Genomic DNA, 17,568 nt, shown 5'->3' on the forward strand with positions numbered 1-17,568 from the left:
GCTGCGCTGACCGGCCTCTTGCCAACCCCGACAACCCCAGCTCAGATCACCAAAGGACTCTCGTTATGGCTGGATGAGAAATGGGGGTCACGTCATCGCGCACGATATCGGATCCGGCGGAGACGGTTTTGGGCGCATCGAGGACCGCGCTCAACGCCTCGATCTCTTCGGGATTGAGCCGGTCCCGAAGCGACAACTTGTCGACCAGCGTGGTGATCTTCGAGACGCTGCCAGGCTTGGTCATCACGCGTCCCCCGTCAATGTCCAGCCCTCGGGCGCCTGATCGGATGCGGACGCCGTGACGCTGACGACCGTTTGACCCTCGTCATCCGTGACGATGACGCTGAAGGCGCGGGTCGTCCAAAACGACGCGCCCCGGTAGCGAAGGATTTCGCCCATCACGGCGACGGCTTCCTCGCGCGCCGCATCAACGCTCCTCAGTTCCTCGCCCTGATCGTCGCGGATGCAATCTCCGTTCTGGGTATGGAAAAAGTAGCGCGGCAATCTTCCCTCCTGGCCTCAGCCGAAAGGGAAGCGGTCACGGGCGCGATTGGTTCAGTCCGCTGTGATCTTTCAGATTTCCTGGTTGAAGGCGCCGATTTCAGGATAGGCCGCCAGGCGCGGCTTGATCTCTTTGCGGAACAGATCGCGCATGTCGTCTTCGGACCGCATGCTCTCGACCACCACGACCAGCTCCGGTTTGTTGGACGAGGCGCGGACCAGGACCCATGAGCCGTCTTCCAGATGCACGCGAACGCCGTTGACGGTGATGGCCTCGACGATCTTGCGGCCCAGGATTTCGCCGCCAGCGTCGGCCAGGTCGGAGTATTCCTTTACGATCCGCTCCAGCACGCCGTACTTGAGCTCGTCGTCGCAGTGGGGCGACATGGTCAGGCTGGTCCAGGCGTCCGACAGCGCAGTCTTCAGTTCACTGAGCTTTTTGTCCGGATTGCGATCCAGCATGGCCAGAACGGCGCCCGCCGCGACCAGGCCGTCGTCGTAGCCGTGGCCCAGATCGCCGGCCATGAAGAAGTGGCCCGATTTCTCGAACCCGGCCAAGGCGCCCAGTTCGGCGGTCTTGCGCTTGATGTAGGAGTGGCCGGTCTTCCAGTAAACGACCTCGGCGCCGTTCGCCTTCAGCACCTCATCGGTCTTGTAGAGGCCGGTCGACTTCACATCGACCACAAAGGTGCTGTCCGGATAGACCTTGGACAGGTCGCGGGCCAGCATCAGGCCGATCTTGTCGGCGAAGATTTCCTCGCCCGTATCGTCCACAACGCCGCAACGGTCGCCGTCGCCGTCGAAGCCAAGGGCCAGATCGGCGCCCGTCTCACGGACGCGCTGGGCCATCTGCACCAGCATGGCGTGATCTTCCGGGTTCGGATTGTATTTCGGGAAGGTATAGTCGAGGTCGGTGTCCATCTCGATCACCTCGACGCCCATCCGGCGCAGGGCGTCGGGGGCGAAGGCGCCGGCTGTGCCGTTGCCGCAGGCGCAGACGACCTTCAGCGGTCGCTTGATCTGTACCTTTGAGGCCACGTCGGCGACATAGGTTTCGCGGAAGTCTTCGACGCGCACCAGCTTGCCGCCGGGGCGGGCCACGCCCTCGCCGTTCAGCACGATTTCTTTCAGGCGGCCCATCTCGTCGGGGCCGAAGGTCAGGGGCTTGTTCGCCCCCATTTTCACCCCGGTCCAGCCATTCTCGTTGTGGCTGGCGGTGACCATGGCGACGCACGGCGCATCCAGTTCGAACTGGCCGAAATAGGCCATGGGCGACAGGGCCAGGCCCACGTCCAGAACCTCCATCCCGCCTTCCAGCAGGCCCAGGATCAGGGCTTGTTTGACGCTGAGGCTGTAGCTTCGGAAATCATGGCCGGTGACGATCCTGGGCGCGACGCCGATTTCGTGGATGTAGGTCGCCAGGCCGAGGCCCAGCGCCTGGATGCCGAGGAGATTGATCTCTTTTTCCAGGATCCACCGCGCGTCGTATTCACGGAACCCAGTCGGCTTGACCAAGGCCTGGGTCTCATATGTAGCCGTGTTAGGCTTCAGGTCCTGACGGGGCTTAAGCATGGTTTTAGTCCTTGGTTGGGTCGGTTGGAATGCCGGCCGATCAGGCTGCGGCGCGCTTGCGAATGCGGGCGATACGGCGGAGGCGGCGCCAGAAACGGCCACGCTCCGGCTCGGGATAAGGCTGCAGGTTCTCGACGAACTGATCGGCCGAGGCGCGCCAGCTGAACTTTTCCGCATAGGCACGGACGACCTTGCGGTCGAGTTCGAGGCATTTCAGACAGGCTGTCCGGAGGTCCTTGTCGATCGCCCCGGCGTTCGAGCCCGGGATGATGTCGATCGGGCCATGGGCCGGATAGGCGGCGACCGGCGTGCCAGCGGCCATGGCTTCCAGGATTACCAAGCCGAAGGTGTCGGTCCAACTGGGGAAGACAAAGACATCCGCATCGCGGAAACAGCGGGCCAGTTCGTCGCCGAACCGGGCGCCCAGGAACTTGGCCTCGGGATACTTCTCCTGCAGCTCCGCGCGGGCGGGTCCATCGCCGACGACGATCTTGGTGCCGGGCAGATCGAGCTGAAGGAAGGATTCGATGTTTTTCTCGACCGCCACGCGACCGACGTTGAGGAAGAAGGGGCGGGGCCAGTCCTTGCCGCCCAGCTCATCGTAGATGCGTTCCAGGTCGGGGTTGAACACGTCCGTGTCGACGCCTCGCGACCAGGGCGAGACGTTCTTGAACCCGTGCTCGACCAGTTCGTCGCGCAGGGTCGGCGTCGCCACCATCAGTCGGCCCGACGGCTTGTGGAACCACTTCATATAGGCGTAGCCGACCTGAACCGGGATCGGGAAACGGGCTGAGACATATTCGGGGAATTTGGTGTGATAGCTGGTCGTGAACGGCAGTTTCCATTCCACGCAGATACGGCGCGTGGCGATGCCGATCGGACCTTCTGTCGCGATATGAACCGCCTCAGGCTCGAAGGCGCGCAACATCTCACGGATCTCTTCTTCCGCCCCAAGGGCCAACCGGATCTCGGGATAGGTCGGGCAGGGAATGGTCTTGAACAGGCTGGGTTCGATGACCTCGACCTCATGGCCCATGCCGCGGCATTCCGCGACCGTGCGGGTCAGGGTGCGGACGACGCCATTGACCTGAGGTTCCCAGGCGTCGGTGGCCAAAACGATGCGCATTGAGGCGGGCGGACCCTGAGCCGTTAAGTAAGGGCGGAACATCTAGACGGTTCGAATGACGAAGGCGAGACGGTCTCCGATGTCTCCTGCACCTAAAGCAGCCGCAAGGGTTGAGCCATATCAGGATCAAGTAAGGTCAGGGTTTCTTTCGCCTGAACGTAAGCTGCCATGATGTGATAGAAGGAACTGGCAGGAGCTGGCTCGTCGATGAACTCGCCAGCGGCAAGGAGCTTGTCATGCCAAAGTCCTTGCGGTGTGAGATATTTCCAAAGCGCGCGCTGCGCATTGGCGGCCTGTTCCAAACATTGAACGCGTTTGCTGTCATCGCTTAACGACGCCAGTATAAGAGACGCCTTGAGCCATTCAGTTTGGGGCCAGAGCCTGGATCTGCTGCTCCTGACGCTTCCGTCGGTGTTCATGGCGTCTATGGCGATATTGCGCTTCCTGTCGATACCCTTCAGGCCCGCTTCATAAAGTCTCCAGGCGTCCGCAATGACGGATTCATCGCGCCTGTTGCGGCCATGCCTTGCAAATAGCCAAGCCCACTCGAACTGATGTCCCGGCTCGACCAAACGCCCGTCTTCTCCTGCGGCCGCAGACCAGTCCTTCTGGAAGAACTCCAGCAAATATCCGGACTGGGGATCAATGAAACGGGTTCGAGCGAGATCTACGATGCGGTCAGCGAGACGCCCCCATGCTGCGTCGCCTTGGGCTTCTTCCCAAGCGAGGGCGGACTCCAGCAAATGCATATGAGCGTTTGATTGATACGGGTGGGACCCGCTTTCCATTACGCCGCCAACAGCATCCGCTCGCTTGAGTATTTCCTCTCTAACAGCAGCCGCATCGACCTCCAGCGCCGGGTCGCCGGCTGCGACCGACGCGCGTGCGAGAGCGAAGATCAGGAACGCTTGATCATAGACCATCGCGGTCTCATCCATCGGGGAGCCGTCGGCTGCAAGAAGCGTCCGCATCAGCCCGTCAGGACGCAGGTAGAGTGACCTAAGTCGCTCAAGTCCCTTTGAAATCACCGGCTTCCACGGGCCCTGCCAGCCCTGCAATCCTGCTTCCGCATAGACCTGCAACTGCCTCGCCTGGACACGGGCGCGGCGCGGGGCCGAGACATGCCGGCCATCCAGGGCCAGAACTTCTTCAAAAGCCCCCGTAGCGTCCTGGCCCAAACCGGACCAAACCGGCAGCGCGGCTTGCCGCAACCAGTTCGTCAACCTGACCGCACCGCCTTTCAGCCCTTCCGGCTCCGGAAGTGGCGGAAAGTCCAAATGTTGAGGAGAGAGGTTTCGAAGGCGATCGACAACCTTCTTCACGTCTTGGCTTTTTCTCAGATCGGTCACCAGGACCGCATCGCGCTCTACAACAATTCCGACGTCCCGCAATCCAATCGCGGCGACCATCACACCATCGCAGGCTCTGATCAGACAGCCCTCTGAGTCCTCCAGGACATGTAGGCCGACATTGCCCTCGCCTGAGGCGTGCACGGAGTCCCACGCGCCGAGGTCGGTCCAAGCGAAACGCACCGGCAGCACTGCGGCGAGGCTGGTTTTCTCCATTACCGCATAATCGATCGAGATTTTCGGAGCCAGTTTGAACTCTGAGCCCAGCAGGATGTATGCGTCATCCTGCACTGCGCTCTTCAATGCGCCCTCTACGGCTTCCGCGACGGCGGCGGCGCGGTCTGCTATTTCTTGAACGAGGACCTTGGACTGGACGATGAAGTTGCCGCTGTTCCAAAGGTAACCCTCGGAGATATAGCGTTGCGCCGTCGTAGCGTCGGGCTTTTCAACAAAGGCGGCGACTGCCGACAAGCCAGGGCCTTCTGGTGCAATATATCCGTAGGCCGACGACGGTTCGGTCGGCACGACGCCCAAGGTGACGATGCGTCCATCTTCAGCGCCGACAACGGCTTCGCGAACCGCGTCCCTGAACTCCTCTCCGTGGGGGATGTGGTGATCAGAAGCGACAAACAGATTGATCGCGTCAGGATCCTTATGGGTCGTCCACAGGGCGGCAGCGGCCATGGCAGCTGCAGAATCCCGACCTTCAGGCTCCAAGATTATGGTTGCTGATATCCCGATCTCGTCAAGTTGGGACTGAATGGCTTCGCGATGCGATAGCCCCGCGACGACAATGAGATCAGCTCCCACCGCCAAAGACACCACTCGTTCGGCTGTCTCTTGAAACAGTGACCGGTTTCCCGCCAGCGGGATGAATTGCTTTGGCAGGGAAGGCCGTGACGCAGGCCACAAACGCGTACCTGAGCCGCCGCACATGATGACCGGGTAAAGCGTTGCCATATTCGTAGAGCTGCCATTTCTTGACCGAACCGCCTACTACGCGAGCTTTGCTGTCGCGTCACCTGTTGAATGATCCAAAGTTACGCGAGCCATCACCTGTGTTGGCGCGTTTCGTCAGAGAGGCAACACGGTCGTCGACTTTACCTCTTCCAGCACAGCATAAGTCCGCGTTTCCCGCACGCCTGGCATGCGCACCAGTACGTCGCCCAGAAAGGCGCGATAGGCGTCCATGTCGCCGACCCGGGCCTTGATCAGATAGTCGAAGCCGCCGGCGACCATGTGGCATTCCAGCACTTCGGGCTGACTGCGCACGGCGGCGGCGAAGGCTTCGAAGACGTCGCCGGTGGTGCGGTCCAGCAGCACTTCCACAAAAATCAGCAGGTCGCGGCCGACCTTGGCCGGGTCGATCATGGCGGCGTAGCCGGTGATGATCTTCTTCTCGCGAAGGCGCCGGACCCGTTCGAAACAGGCGGCGGGCGACAGGTTGCAGCGCCGCGCCAGTTCGGCGTTGGACAGCCGGCCGTCGGTCTGGAGCACCCGCAGGATGCGGCGGTCGACGGCGTCTATATCGATCATCGGAAATCGAGGCTCTGCACCGAACGATCTTCGGTCCGGCCTCGTATCATACGAAGCACCTTCAATGAACTCCGGCCTATACGGCGGAAATCCACAGGATTTTCTGCCCATGACCTCGCCCGCCTTCACGCCCTCGAGCCTGGCCGCCTGGGACGGTCTGGACGCGCACAAGTTCCGCGACGAGCGCGAGGCCGTGGCCGCCAACCTGGCCCGGACGCCGCTGGATGCCGCCCAGCGCGCGGATGTCGTCGCCGAGGCTGTGGCCCTGGTCGAACACGCCCGTCGCAGCCAGAAGAAGCAGGGGGTGGTCGAGAGCTTCCTTCAGCAGTTTAGCCTGGGCACCCGCGAGGGCCTGGCCCTGATGTGCCTCGCCGAGGCCCTGCTGCGCGTGCCGGACGAGGAGACGCGCGACCGGCTGATCGCCGAGAAGATCGGCTCGGCCGACTGGGCCGCCCACCTGGGCCAGTCCGACAGCCTGTTCGTCAACGCCTCGACCTGGGGCCTGATGCTGACCGGCAAACTGGTCGATGTGGATGACGAGGCGCGCAGCGATCTGCCCAGCTTCCTGAAACGGATCGCCGGTCGCCTCGGCGAGCCGGTCATCCGCCAGGCCGTGGCCACAGCCGTCAAGATCATGGGCGAACAGTTCGTCGTCGGCCGCACCATCCAGGGCGCACTGAAACGGTCGAACAAGGAAGGCTGGCTGTGCAGCTTCGACATGCTGGGCGAGGGCGCCCGCACTGTCGCCGACGCTGACCGCTATGAGAAGATCTACGCCGACGCCATCGAGGCGGTGGGCAAGACCTCGAAGGGCCAGGGACCGGAACACGGCCACGGCGTGTCGGTGAAACTGTCGGCCCTGTCGCCACGCTACGAGGCGACGCACGAGGACGACGTCTGGGCGACCCTGTATCCCCGCATCCTGCGCCTGGCCCAGATCGCGGCCAGGTACGACATCAACTATACGATGGACGCGGAAGAGGCGGACCGTCTGGCCCTGTCGCTGAAACTGCTGGACCGGCTGGCGCATGAGCCGTCGCTGGGCGGCTGGACCGGCCTGGGTCTGGCGGTTCAAGCCTATCAGAAGCGCGGTCTGGAGACGATCGAACGCGTCGCCGATCTCGCCCGCCGCTCCGGCCGTCGTCTGATGGTGCGCCTGGTCAAGGGCGCCTATTGGGACACCGAGATCAAGCGCGCCCAGGTGTTCGGCCGCACCGACTACCCCGTCTATACGACCAAGGCGGCGACCGATCTGAACTACCTCGTCTGCGCCAAGGCCATGATCGAGGCGGCGCCGGCGATCTATAGCCAGTTCGCCAGCCACAACGCCCACACCCTGGCCGCCGTGCGGCGCATGGCGCGCGACCGGGGCGTGGCCGTCGAGCACCAGCGCCTGCACGGCATGGGCGAGGCCCTTTACGACGCCGCGCACGAGGCTTGGGCCGACGAAGTCGTCATCGTCCGCGCCTATGCCCCCGTCGGCGGGCATGAGGAACTGCTGCCCTATCTGGTGCGGCGCCTGCTGGAAAACGGCGCCAACTCCTCCTTCGTCCATGCCCTGCTGGACGAGCGCGTCCCCGCCTCGGCCGTGGCGGCCGATCCCATCTCCCTGGTCGAGCAGGCGCCCGACCGTCACCCCAAGATTCCGGTTCCGCAAGACATGTACGGCGATCGTCAGAACTCCCTCGGCCGCGACTATTCCCAGGCCGCCGACCGTGAAGCCCATGCGCGCGCGCTGGAGGGGATCGACCGTGAAAAACTGACCTCCGGCCCGATCATCAGCGGAAAACTGCGCGCCGGGGTTCAAGCGCAAGCTGTGACCAATCCCTTCGACCGGTCGCAGGTGCTTGGCCATGTCTCCGAGGCCGAGGCGGCCGACATCGACGCCGCCGTCGAAGCTGCCGCGAATGCCCAGGTCAAATGGGATCGCCAGGGTGGCGCCAAACGCGCCATCGTCCTGCGCGCCATGGGCGATGCGCTGGAAGCCGATCTGGACCGCCTGGTCGCCCTGCTCAGCCGCGAGGCGGGCAAGACCCTGAACGACGGCGTCGCCGAGGTGCGTGAGGCCGCCGACTTCTGCCGCTATTACGCTCTGCTGGCCGAGCGTGACTTCACCGTCCCCGAGACGCTGAAAGGCCCGACCGGCGAAACCAACCAGCTGTTCCTGCACGGACGCGGCGTCTTCGCCTGCATCAGTCCGTGGAACTTCCCCTTGGCTATCTTCACCGGCCAGATCGCCGCGGCCCTCGCCGCCGGCAACGCGGTACTAGCCAAGCCCGCCGAACAGACGCCTCTGATCGCCGCCGAGGCCGTGCGCCTGTATCACAAGGCCGGCTTGAACCCCGACCTGCTGGCCCTGATCCCCGGCCGCGGCGAGACGGTTGGCGCGGCCCTGGTCACGCACCCGGGAATCGACGGCGTCGCCTTCACCGGCGGCACTGACACGGCCGCCGCCATCAACCGCGCCATCGCCGCCCGCCCCGGCGCCATCATCCCCTTCATCGCCGAGACCGGCGGACTGAACGGCATGTTCATCGACACCACGGCGCTGAAGGAACAGGTCATCGACGACGTGATCCAGTCCGCCTTCGGCTCGGCTGGCCAGCGCTGCTCGGCGCTGCGCGTCCTCTATGTGCCCAAGGATTCGGCCGACGCCCTGATCGAGGGGCTGAAGGGCGCCTTGGCGGTCCAGGCCGTGGCTGACCCTGCCGATCCCAAGACCGACATCGGCCCCGTCATCGACCCGGAATCCCGCCGCGCCTTGGAAGCTCACGTCGAGCGCCTGTCAAAGGAAGCCCGGATCATCGCCCGCGCCGACCTGCCCTTGGGCGCGGAAAAGGGCGACCTGTTCGCCCCAACCATCGCCGAGATCCCCACGCCCGACTTCCTCGAACGCGAGGTATTCGGCCCCATCCTGCACATCTCCCGCTACGCCCCGTCGGACCTGAAGGCCGTCGCCGGCAAGCTCGCCGCGCGCGGCTACGGCCTGACCCTGGGCATCCACAGCCGCATCGAAGCCTTCGCCGCGGAAGTGGTCGACCTGGTCCCTGCCGGCAACGTCTATGTGAACCGCTCAATCACCGGCGCGGTGGTCGGGGTGCAGCCGTTCGGCGGTGAAGGCTTGTCAGGCACTGGCCCCAAGGCGGGCGGGCCGAACAGCCTGATCCGCTACGCCGCCGAAAAGGCCATCAGCGTCAACATCGCCGCGCAGGGCGGGGATCCGGCGCTGCTGAACCTATAGCCGGGGGTTGACCCAAGCAATCGGCTGGCGTCCATGGTCATGGACTGCTGCAGGATATCAATGACATCGATCTGTATCGACGGTTTCAACCTGGCCATGCCCAAGGGGTCCGGCATAGCGACCTATGGCCGTAATTTGCTGGAGGCTGCCGAGGGCGTCGGGATCGACACGCAGGTCCTCTATGGCCCGGCATCGGGTCGGAAGCCGTCGAATGTCCTGAACGAAGCGCTACTGGTCGATGCTCGACGGCCGGCTCTTCAAGACAATCGACGACGTCGAGTTCAGCGTTTCCAGCAGACACTGCTGTCTCGCTTCGGGCGGACGGCCTATCCGATCGTTCCCTCTGGAGAAGTGATCTGGCCTTCCGGCGCCAAGCCGCCCGCAGGGCATCTTTGGGCCGCTCAGGATCTGTTTGTCAGATCGAATCGATGCTTCCAAAAATACGGCAAGCTGACGCCTCTGACATTCAAGGCGGCGAGTGAGGTCCCGGCGCCCGATCTGATGCATTGGACGGCGCCGCTTCCCATCCATGCGCCGGGGCGGCCGAATATCTACACCTTCCACGACCTTATTCCGCTTCGACTTCCTCACACCACGCTTGGAGACAAGGCTCGCTATATGGCGATGAGCCTGGAGGTCGCTTCTCGTGCGGACCATATCGTTGTCGTGTCCGAAACGACCCGGCAGGATGTCGTGAGGCTGCTGGGAGTTGATGAGCGCCGGGTGACCAATACCTATCAGTCGGTGCAAATCCCCGAGCCAGCAACCCTGCGCAATAAGTCGGACGTCGCCCTGGAAATCGAGGGTGTCTTCGGGTTGGGATGGAAAAGCTATTTTCTCCATTTCGGCGCCGTCGAACCCAAGAAGAACCTCGGCCGGATCGTGGAGGCGTATCTGGCTTCTGGCGTCGAAGCGCCTTTGGTGCTGATTGGGGGGCGAGCTTGGCTAGACGAGGGTGAAGTTGGCCTGCTCCAGCAGGTCAAACGCGATGGTGGGCCGAACGCGGACCGTATTCGCCAATACGACTACATGTCCTTTTCCATGCTGAATAACTTGATCCGTGGGGCGAAGGGAGTGTTGTTCCCGTCTCTTTATGAGGGGTTCGGTCTTCCTGTTCTGGAAGCAATGGCTCTTTCCACCGCAGTGCTCACTTCAACGGGTGGTGCGCTGCCGGAAGTCGCGGGCGACGCGGCGTTGGTCGTCGATCCTTATGATGTTCAGGCCATCGCTAGGGGCATAAGGGCGCTTGACGCCGATGAGGCGCTTCGTAGCGATCTTGAAGTCCGTGGAAGGCGGCAGGCGGCCAGGTTCAGCCGTGAAGCTTATCAGGCGCGGCTTCTCGAAGCCTATTCAGCCGTTGGCGTGACGCCTTCGGCGTCGTATGGCTAATTCTTCTCTCACTGTTTGCGTGCCCATGAGTAACCCAGCGCTTCGACGGCAAAGATCGGGACGGCCATCACCCATCGCCCTTTGGGCATGGGCGAGCCGGAATGCGCGGATCGTCAAGGCATTGTTGATGCGTGAGGTAATTACCCGCTTCGGACGCGAGGGACTCGGTTTCGCCTGGCTGATCGGTGAACCATTGATCTTCACGTTTGGGGTGATGGCGCTTTGGAGTGTCACCAAGCCAAGTTACGAGCATGGTGTCCGATTGGCGCCGTTCGTCATGACGGGCTACTTGTCCGTAATTTTGATCCGACACTTCATCAGCTATCTTACAGTCGCTCTGCAGGCCAATGTTGGTTTGCTTTACCACCGTCCGGTGAAGCCGTTACATATCATGTCTTCGCGGATATTGATGGAGTTTGGCGGAGCCACCGCCGCTTATTTTGTTGTGTATATGGTTCTGCTTGCTGTTGGTCAGGTGGATTTGCCCTATAGCTATCTGCTGCTCTACTACGGGTGGTGCTTGTTGGCATTTCTGTCTGCTGGATTTGCGATGATCTTAACGGGCTTGTCGATGCGGTATGATGTTGTTGAACGCATTACAGGATTGGTCGGGTATTTGATGATCCCCTTGTCCGGCGCCTTCGCGATGGTGGCTTGGTTTCCGTCTTCAGTGCAGAAATACTATCTGATGATCCCGTTTGTTCATTGCATCGAGATGATCCGGGCTGGGGTCTTCGGTGAGTTTGTTCCAACGTATTATTCGCTGCTTTATCCCCTGGGATGGGCAGTCGTCTTCAACGTCATCGGCTTGCTGCTGATCGCTACGGCACGCGATCACATCGAGTCCGAATGATGCACAGCTCGAATTTCCGGTAGTGAAACGATGAACGATCCCAAGCTAAACTACGTTGGGCCCTTGCCAGACTTGCTTGCTGGAGCCAGGGCGCAGCGGCCCTGGTGGCAAGCCTTTCCGTTGGCGTTTCTCGTGGTGGTCGTCGCGCCCACCTTGGTGGCAGCTATCTATTTTTTCCTAATCGCTTCGCCACGCTATGTGTCGGAAGCGCGCTTTATCGTTAGGGCTGCTAATCAGCCACAGCCGAGCTCGTTAGGGTTTGCGCTGCAGGGCGTGGGGATATCGTCCACCTCGACGGATGCATTCGCTGTACACGAATACGCCCTATCTCAAGACGGTATCCGCGACCTTCAGCGACAGTTTGATCTTGAGGCCATGTTGAAGCCTCGCGGTGCGGATTTGCTTAGCGGCTGGCCAAGGCTGGGCGAGGATCATTCCGATAAGTCGCTAGACGCGGCGCTCTCTCGATTTGTCACCATCGGCTACAACTCCAGCACGGGAATCAGCACGCTCAGAGTTCAGGGTTTCGCCCCGAAGGACGCCCAGGGTTTGGCCGAAGCGCTTTTGGATGGCGGCGAGCGACTGGTAAATCGCCTTAACGACCGTGCTGCCGCCGACGCCGTCCGCGATGCGCGCACGGCTCGCGACGAAGCGCGTCTTCAACTTGCGTCCACACAGGCGCGGCTGACGACATTCCGCAATCAGGAACAGTTCATTGATCCGGCGCGTTCAGCAACTGAAGGCGGTCAACTGATCGGCAATCTTCTGGCGACAGTCGCAACCCTCCGAGCGGAGCGCGCACAACTTGCGACGGGCGCTCCTCAAAGCCCCCAGCTGGCGCCCTTGGACAATAGGATCGCGGCCTATGAGCGACAGATCGAAATGGAGCGCAGCAAGATAGCCGGGTCGTCCAACTCTCTTGCCGGGAAGCTGGGCGCATACGAAGACTTGATGTTGCAGCGCGAGTTGGCAGACCGGGAACTTGCCCAGTCCAGCACGGCCTTGCTTGCGGCGGAACAGGAAGCAAGGCGCCAGAAGTTGTATCTTGAGCGTATTGTGAACCCCAGCCTTCCGGATCGCTCCAGTGAGCCTCGACGACTGATCTCCGTGCTTGTGGTGTTGGCCACTTCGCTGTTGCTGTACGGGATCGGATGGCTGGTGTGGGCCGGCATGCGCGAGCATCGGCAAGACTGATGACTATTCAAGAAGCCGGCGCGGGGCTTCGTGTCGAGAATCTGAGTCGAACTTTTCTCGGCACGACCAAGCCTCTGTTCACTAATCTGTCCTTTTCACTTAACCGGGACGGCCGGCTTGCCGTGCTTGGTCGTAATGGCCAAGGCAAGTCGTCGCTGATCAGAATGTTGGGTGGCGTTGATCGACCGTCCGAAGGGCGTATCGATTGGCGCATGTCTTCGTCTTGGCCGATCGGTTTCAGCGGTGGCTTTCAGGGCAGTTTGTCTGGCCTGGACAATATCCGCTTTTTGTCGCGCCTGTACGAACGCGACTACCATGAGATGCGCGAGCGCGTGGACGATTTCGCCGAGTTAGGTTCCGCGCTTCTACGTCCTGTGAAGCACTATTCTTCGGGCATGCGGGCGCGTTTGGCGTTCGGGCTGTCTCTCGCGATCGAGTTCGATTGCTATTTGATCGATGAACTTGTCGCCGTCGGCGACGCCCGTTTCCAGCGCAAGTGTCAGGAGGAACTATTCGAACGCCGAGCTAATCGTGCGTTCCTGATGGCCTCCCATGATGTCGGTCTCGTCGCCGGCTATTGCGACACGGCTTTGATCATCGAGAGCGGTCGGGCCAAGATGTTTACCGACGTGGCTGAGGCCGTGGATGTCTACACTTGGCTAAGAGCAGCATGACGAACGAAAAGATTCGTTGGTTCGTTTTGCCGCCTACGCAAAACCTGGAAAACTGGCGCTCTGTTTTACGCAATCGTGCACAGGCGCAAGGCCTGTCCGTGGTCGAAGTCGTGGGTGGAAATGAGCACGTAACGCCTGACGATATTGTCCTGACGTCTGATCTCGACTTCGCCCGTTTGGTTGGGGCCAACGCGGCGAACACCACGGTGCTGGGTCTGCCCCCGTTTGTCGATCTTACGGATTGCGCGCCTGCCGACATTCCCTTCCGAGTCCTTGATGCTACGAGAAAGATCGCGGCAGCGCATGATTTCGAAGGCCGCGTCAGCTCTGTTGACGCAAGCCTCCCGGCACCATTCGCTGACCTTCCGGCGCTGCATGCAGGTTCGCGAGCGCCATCCGAGCTTGAACTCCACTTTCAGAGCGCGTTGGCCTTTCTGAATCAGGGATCAGCCGAATGGTCGCCGGAAATCTTTAGCTACGCCAAAGGCGGGGGCGGCCCTGACGAGGCTGGCGTTCTGGACATCACTGGCCGTCCTCGCTTGGCCATCTATGGTCCGTATGTCTTTCTGACGCGGGGCGTGTGGCGCGTTACCGTTCGCCTGTCCTTCGACGCGGACGCCGCTCAAAAGCCCTATCAAATCCAATGGGGTGGCAGCAACTCATACGCCTCACATGACTTTTCCCCAGGGAGAGGCGGCATCTACGAGATTACTCTGGAACATGAGTGGCCGACGCATGCGGCGACTGAAGTCCGCCTGCTTCTACTAGAGGGCGCTTTCCACGGCCAGATAACCTTGCACGGTGCTATCGTGCAGCGCGTATCCTAGGACTTGTCCAGTGAACCTGCAGCAAGGCATTGAGGCGGGCGTAATGCTTTGGCGTCAAGTGCCGCGCCGCCGTTCAGTGGTGAGCCGCAGAAGATGTGGGAGCCGCTTTGTTTCACCCCTTCCATGCGCCGCGACCAGTTTAGACGCACATAATTGGCGTGATGGTTGAAGGATAAAAGGGGCAACAGAGCCTTGATTTTCTCGCTTGGGTGGCGCCCATGCTAGTGCATTTGGCGACCAGATTGGATCGTTTGGGATTCTCAGGGTACCAGGTTCAGACTCAATCTTCATTGCTGGGGGCGGATGCCGGCATGAGCAAGGCGCTTTCGGTAGACTTACGGGATCGTGTGATTGTCGCGATTGAGGGTGGAATGTCCTGCCGTTAGGCGGCGGTCCGGTTCTTGGTTGCGCGTCGAGCGCTATCGGTTGGCGCTCACAGGTGCGGACACAGGGCGCCGTTCGGCCGGGCCCGTTGGGCGGGGATCGGCGCTCCGGGCGGATCGAAGGCCATTCCAACCTGATCCGGGGCCTGACCGAGATCCAGAAGGCGCTGGCAGAGCAGGGTTTGGCGACCTGCCTGTCGAGCCTGTGGCGGTTCTTCGTGCGCCGCGGGATCACGCTTTAAAAAGTCGACGCACCCGGACGAACAGAACCATCCCGACGTCCTGAGCTGTCGGCGAGCATGGTTTGACCTCGATCCCGAACGGCTCCTTTTCATCAATGAGACTGGAGCCTCTACCAAGATGGCCCACCGCCACGGGCGTGCGCCGCGCGGCCAGAGGCTGAGATGCAACGTGCCGCACGGTCACTGGAAGACGACCATCGTCGTTGGAGCCTTGAGGCCGACGGGCATGACCGCCCCCAGGCCTGGACGGGCCTATGAACGGGGCCTGGTTCCTCGCCTATGTCACCCCGCCCCTGAAGCTCGGCGACGTCGTGATCATGGACAACCTCGTCGCCCACAAGAGCGCCCCGGTTCAGGACGCCATGGAGGCCGTCGGCGCGTGGCTGATGTCCCTGCCGCCCCACATTCCAGACATCAACCCGATCAAGAACGCCTTCGCCAAGCGCGCAAGGCCGTGCTCCGAAAGGCGGCGGCCCGGTCGATCGACCTAGTATGGGACGCATCGCCCGCGTCATACAGACCTACTCATCCCGCGAATGCTCCAACTACTTCGCCGCCTCTAGAAATGATGAAGACTAATGGGGAAATGCTCTAGAGAATGGAGGCGGCGATCGCTTCCTCGTCGCAGATGATGGTGGTGGTGCGGGCGGCGGCGATGTGGGCAGCGTCGGCGTCCTGGCGGGCGCCGCCTTCGGTATAGTTGCGCAGGAAGCAGCGCATGGCGTGGGCCACGCCGAGATTATTCACCTCGCGGAAGTCGTCCTCGTAATACAGGCCGCCAGCATAGCTACCGGTTATGATCTCATACGAGGGGAAGTAGTCGACCCAGTCGTGGCGGCGCATGACCTGTTCGGCGACGACGCGCAGCACCGACTTGCTGTAGGTGGTGGACACCAGAACGTGGCGCTTCTCATAGGTGGCGATCAGGGGCACGGGCGAGACCGTCAATAGCACCCGGACGCCGGGATTGACCTGTTTTAGGTCCGCCAGGAAGGCCTCCAGATCAGCCTCGACCGCCGCTAGGTCGAAGTTGACGAAGACATGGCGCGCGGGATCGAAGGCGCCGCCGACCACACCCGGCGCGATCGGATAGACCGACTGGTCCGTCATGGACCGCCAGGCCTCGGTCAGGCCCAAGGTGAAGATGAAGACGTCGCAGTCCAGGAACATCTGGCGCACGGCGTCCAGATGCGTGCGACGCGCCTGGACGACATCCTGGATCGTGGAATGACCGTCGGGTTCGATCTGCGGGCGGAACGGATCGATGAAGCGGCCGTCGGGTCGTTCGAAGGCTGCGTCGTCCGGGGTCCGCTGGTCGAAGGCTTCCTGGAAAAGCTGTCGTAGCTGAGCCGCGGTGTACAGGTTGCCGAACCGGGCCGAGAAGACGCCGAAGTTGCGGCGTTTGCGCTCGTCGGGCGTCAGGTGCGCGCCATCCTCCGTTATGAAATAGTTGAAGCCGGTCTTGCTCAGCCGGTTCGAGATGTGCTGGGCGAAACAGCTGCCGGCGGTGGCGACGCGGTCGTCCTTGGCGATGCGAAAGCGCGGCTCCACGATCGGATCCAGCCGGTGATGTTCGACGCCCGACACGCCACGCCGCCAGAACTGGTGATCTGGCAGGCCCTTGTAGGGGTTGCTCATCCGATGGCCTCAAGAACGCGGTTGAAGGCCGGCATGGAGCCGGGATCGGGCTGGATGTGAGGCAGACGGTCGAAGACGCTGTAGCTCTCGGCGATCAGCTGTTCCAGACCGATGTGGTGGTAGTCGTTGAAGCGTTTGAAGCGGTATCCGCCGGGCACGCCCAGCATCTCGCCAATCTCGGGATAGACGGCGAACGAGACCCCGTTTGAAAGATTGTCCGGCGGCATGAGGTCTTGAGAGCCGATGTCCGGCACGCCCATCGAGCGGAAGATGGCGCGCGCGATGTCGTAGAGGCAGATCATCTTGGGGTGATCGATCGTATGCATGAAGGACGATGTCCGGCCCCAGCGTCGAATACCCGCGCTGATGTCCAGGCCGAAGTGGGCATAGTCGGCGACGAGACGATCCCTCTGCGGAACCCAGTAGTCCATATACCCCGACTGCTCGAAGAAGGCGCCGTTGAACAGGCGTTGGGCGTCATCAACGCTCAGGCCGCGCCGGTGCGCGGCGATGAGGATCATCGAGTGATAGGCGTCGAGCGGGCCCTTCACCTGTTTGCCCTCGCTCAAGGCATAGACGCAGTCGGGATGAAAGGCGGTGAAGACGACGCGAGGAATGCGCGTCAAGTTGGGAGCCCCTGTAAGAACGACGCCTGCCTCTTCAATCTCCGGAGAGACCAGAACCCTGGTGTATCCACCCTCCAGCGCGGTTCGCCGAGTTCTTTCAGGATCGCCAACGGCCGTCCAGAGGTCAATCGGCGTAACGCTGAATTCGGGATTCACCATTTGAAGCGCACTGGCGAGGCCGTGGGTCTGGCAATTCGACATCAGCAGCCAGCGTTCGGCAAATTGAGAGCGACATTTCGGGGTCTCGCCGGGCAGCCTGGACTGTTCGTTGTCGATGATGGCTTGCGGGGCTACGCCCTGTCGCTTGCGGCGATACGCCTTCACGCGTTTGGCGGCGACCTTGAAGACTCTTGGAAACTCGATCATGCGACATACTTCAGTCGATAGGAGTGAATTGATTGTCGATCGAGGCGATGG

General features: G+C 61.9%; 14 protein-coding genes and 1 pseudogene. 7 read left to right on the forward strand and 8 right to left on the reverse strand.

Translation table 11 applies throughout. The annotated features are described in order from the left end of the window. Positions 1-46: 46 nt before the first annotated feature. The 6 genes from ABIB58_RS16045 to ABIB58_RS16070 all read right to left on the reverse strand — a co-directional run bounded on the left by ABIB58_RS16045 (position 47) and on the right by ABIB58_RS16070 (position 6,084). Positions 47-244 (reverse strand): hypothetical protein, encoded by a 198-nt coding sequence (locus ABIB58_RS16045; protein WP_354042859.1) that lies wholly within the window; start codon positions 242-244, stop codon positions 47-49. Further along, on the reverse strand, positions 244-504 hold the full coding sequence (locus tag ABIB58_RS16050; RefSeq protein WP_354042862.1) for a DUF6894 family protein: 261 nt from the start codon (positions 502-504) through the stop codon (positions 244-246). The genes ABIB58_RS16045 and ABIB58_RS16050 overlap by 1 nt, the downstream gene beginning before the upstream one ends. Positions 505-573: 69 nt before the next feature. Next, a complete protein-coding gene (locus ABIB58_RS16055) occupies positions 574-2,073 on the reverse strand; it encodes a phosphomannomutase/phosphoglucomutase (RefSeq protein ID WP_354042865.1) in 1,500 nt (499 codons plus the stop codon). Between the two features lie 40 nt (positions 2,074-2,113). Beyond that, entirely contained in the window at positions 2,114-3,199 is a 1,086-nt protein-coding gene (locus tag ABIB58_RS16060; protein ID WP_312491182.1) for a glycosyltransferase family 4 protein, read from the reverse strand. Positions 3,200-3,291: 92 nt separating this feature from the next. Continuing rightward, the gene (locus ABIB58_RS16065) at positions 3,292-5,508 is read right to left on the reverse strand and encodes an AGE family epimerase/isomerase (RefSeq protein WP_354042871.1); all 2,217 of its coding nucleotides are present in this window, start codon (positions 5,506-5,508) and stop codon (positions 3,292-3,294) included. Positions 5,509-5,622: 114 nt separating this feature from the next. Next, the gene (locus ABIB58_RS16070) at positions 5,623-6,084 is read right to left on the reverse strand and encodes an Lrp/AsnC ligand binding domain-containing protein (RefSeq protein WP_354042874.1); all 462 of its coding nucleotides are present in this window, start codon (positions 6,082-6,084) and stop codon (positions 5,623-5,625) included. Between the two features lie 109 nt (positions 6,085-6,193). Here ABIB58_RS16070 and putA point away from each other — a divergent pair, with 109 nt between their 5' ends. The 7 genes and pseudogenes from putA (at position 6,194) to ABIB58_RS16105 (ending at position 15,466) form a co-directional block, all read left to right on the forward strand. Then, a complete protein-coding gene (putA, locus tag ABIB58_RS16075) occupies positions 6,194-9,325 on the forward strand; it encodes a bifunctional proline dehydrogenase/L-glutamate gamma-semialdehyde dehydrogenase PutA (RefSeq protein WP_354042877.1) in 3,132 nt (1,043 codons plus the stop codon). Between the two features lie 60 nt (positions 9,326-9,385). Further along, positions 9,386-10,714: a glycosyltransferase family 4 protein gene (locus ABIB58_RS16080; protein ID WP_314123275.1), complete on the forward strand. Its 1,329-nt coding sequence runs from the start codon at positions 9,386-9,388 to the stop codon at positions 10,712-10,714. Between the two features lie 25 nt (positions 10,715-10,739). Then, a complete protein-coding gene (locus tag ABIB58_RS16085; protein ID WP_354042881.1) occupies positions 10,740-11,567 on the forward strand; it encodes an ABC transporter permease in 828 nt (275 codons plus the stop codon). A gap of 30 nt (positions 11,568-11,597) precedes the next feature. Next, positions 11,598-12,761, forward strand: a complete 1,164-nt coding sequence (locus tag ABIB58_RS16090) for a KpsE/RkpR family capsule polysaccharide export protein (RefSeq protein ID WP_314123277.1) — start codon at positions 11,598-11,600, stop codon at positions 12,759-12,761. Beyond that, positions 12,761-13,435, forward strand: coding sequence for an ABC transporter ATP-binding protein (locus tag ABIB58_RS16095; RefSeq protein ID WP_314123278.1), 675 nt, complete (start codon positions 12,761-12,763; stop codon positions 13,433-13,435). The genes ABIB58_RS16090 and ABIB58_RS16095 overlap by 1 nt, the downstream gene beginning before the upstream one ends. Next, entirely contained in the window at positions 13,432-14,262 is an 831-nt protein-coding gene (locus tag ABIB58_RS16100; protein ID WP_314123279.1) for a hypothetical protein, read from the forward strand. The genes ABIB58_RS16095 and ABIB58_RS16100 overlap by 4 nt, the downstream gene beginning before the upstream one ends. A 311-nt stretch (positions 14,263-14,573) precedes the next feature. Continuing rightward, positions 14,574-15,466, forward strand: a pseudogene (locus ABIB58_RS16105) (IS630 family transposase). Positions 15,467-15,478: 12 nt separating this feature from the next. Here the strand turns inward: ABIB58_RS16105 and ABIB58_RS16110 are convergent. After that, positions 15,479-16,525, reverse strand: a complete 1,047-nt coding sequence (locus ABIB58_RS16110) for a GSCFA domain-containing protein (RefSeq protein WP_314123280.1) — start codon at positions 16,523-16,525, stop codon at positions 15,479-15,481. Beyond that, positions 16,522-17,517, reverse strand: coding sequence for a WcbI family polysaccharide biosynthesis putative acetyltransferase (locus ABIB58_RS16115; RefSeq protein WP_354042891.1), 996 nt, complete (start codon positions 17,515-17,517; stop codon positions 16,522-16,524). The genes ABIB58_RS16110 and ABIB58_RS16115 overlap by 4 nt, the downstream gene beginning before the upstream one ends. Positions 17,518-17,568: the final 51 nt, after the last annotated feature.

Origin of the sequence: Brevundimonas sp. UYEF29 (assembly GCF_040546195.1) — a bacterium.
In the GTDB taxonomy this organism is placed as follows: Bacteria; Pseudomonadota; Alphaproteobacteria; order Caulobacterales; family Caulobacteraceae; genus Brevundimonas; species Brevundimonas huaxiensis.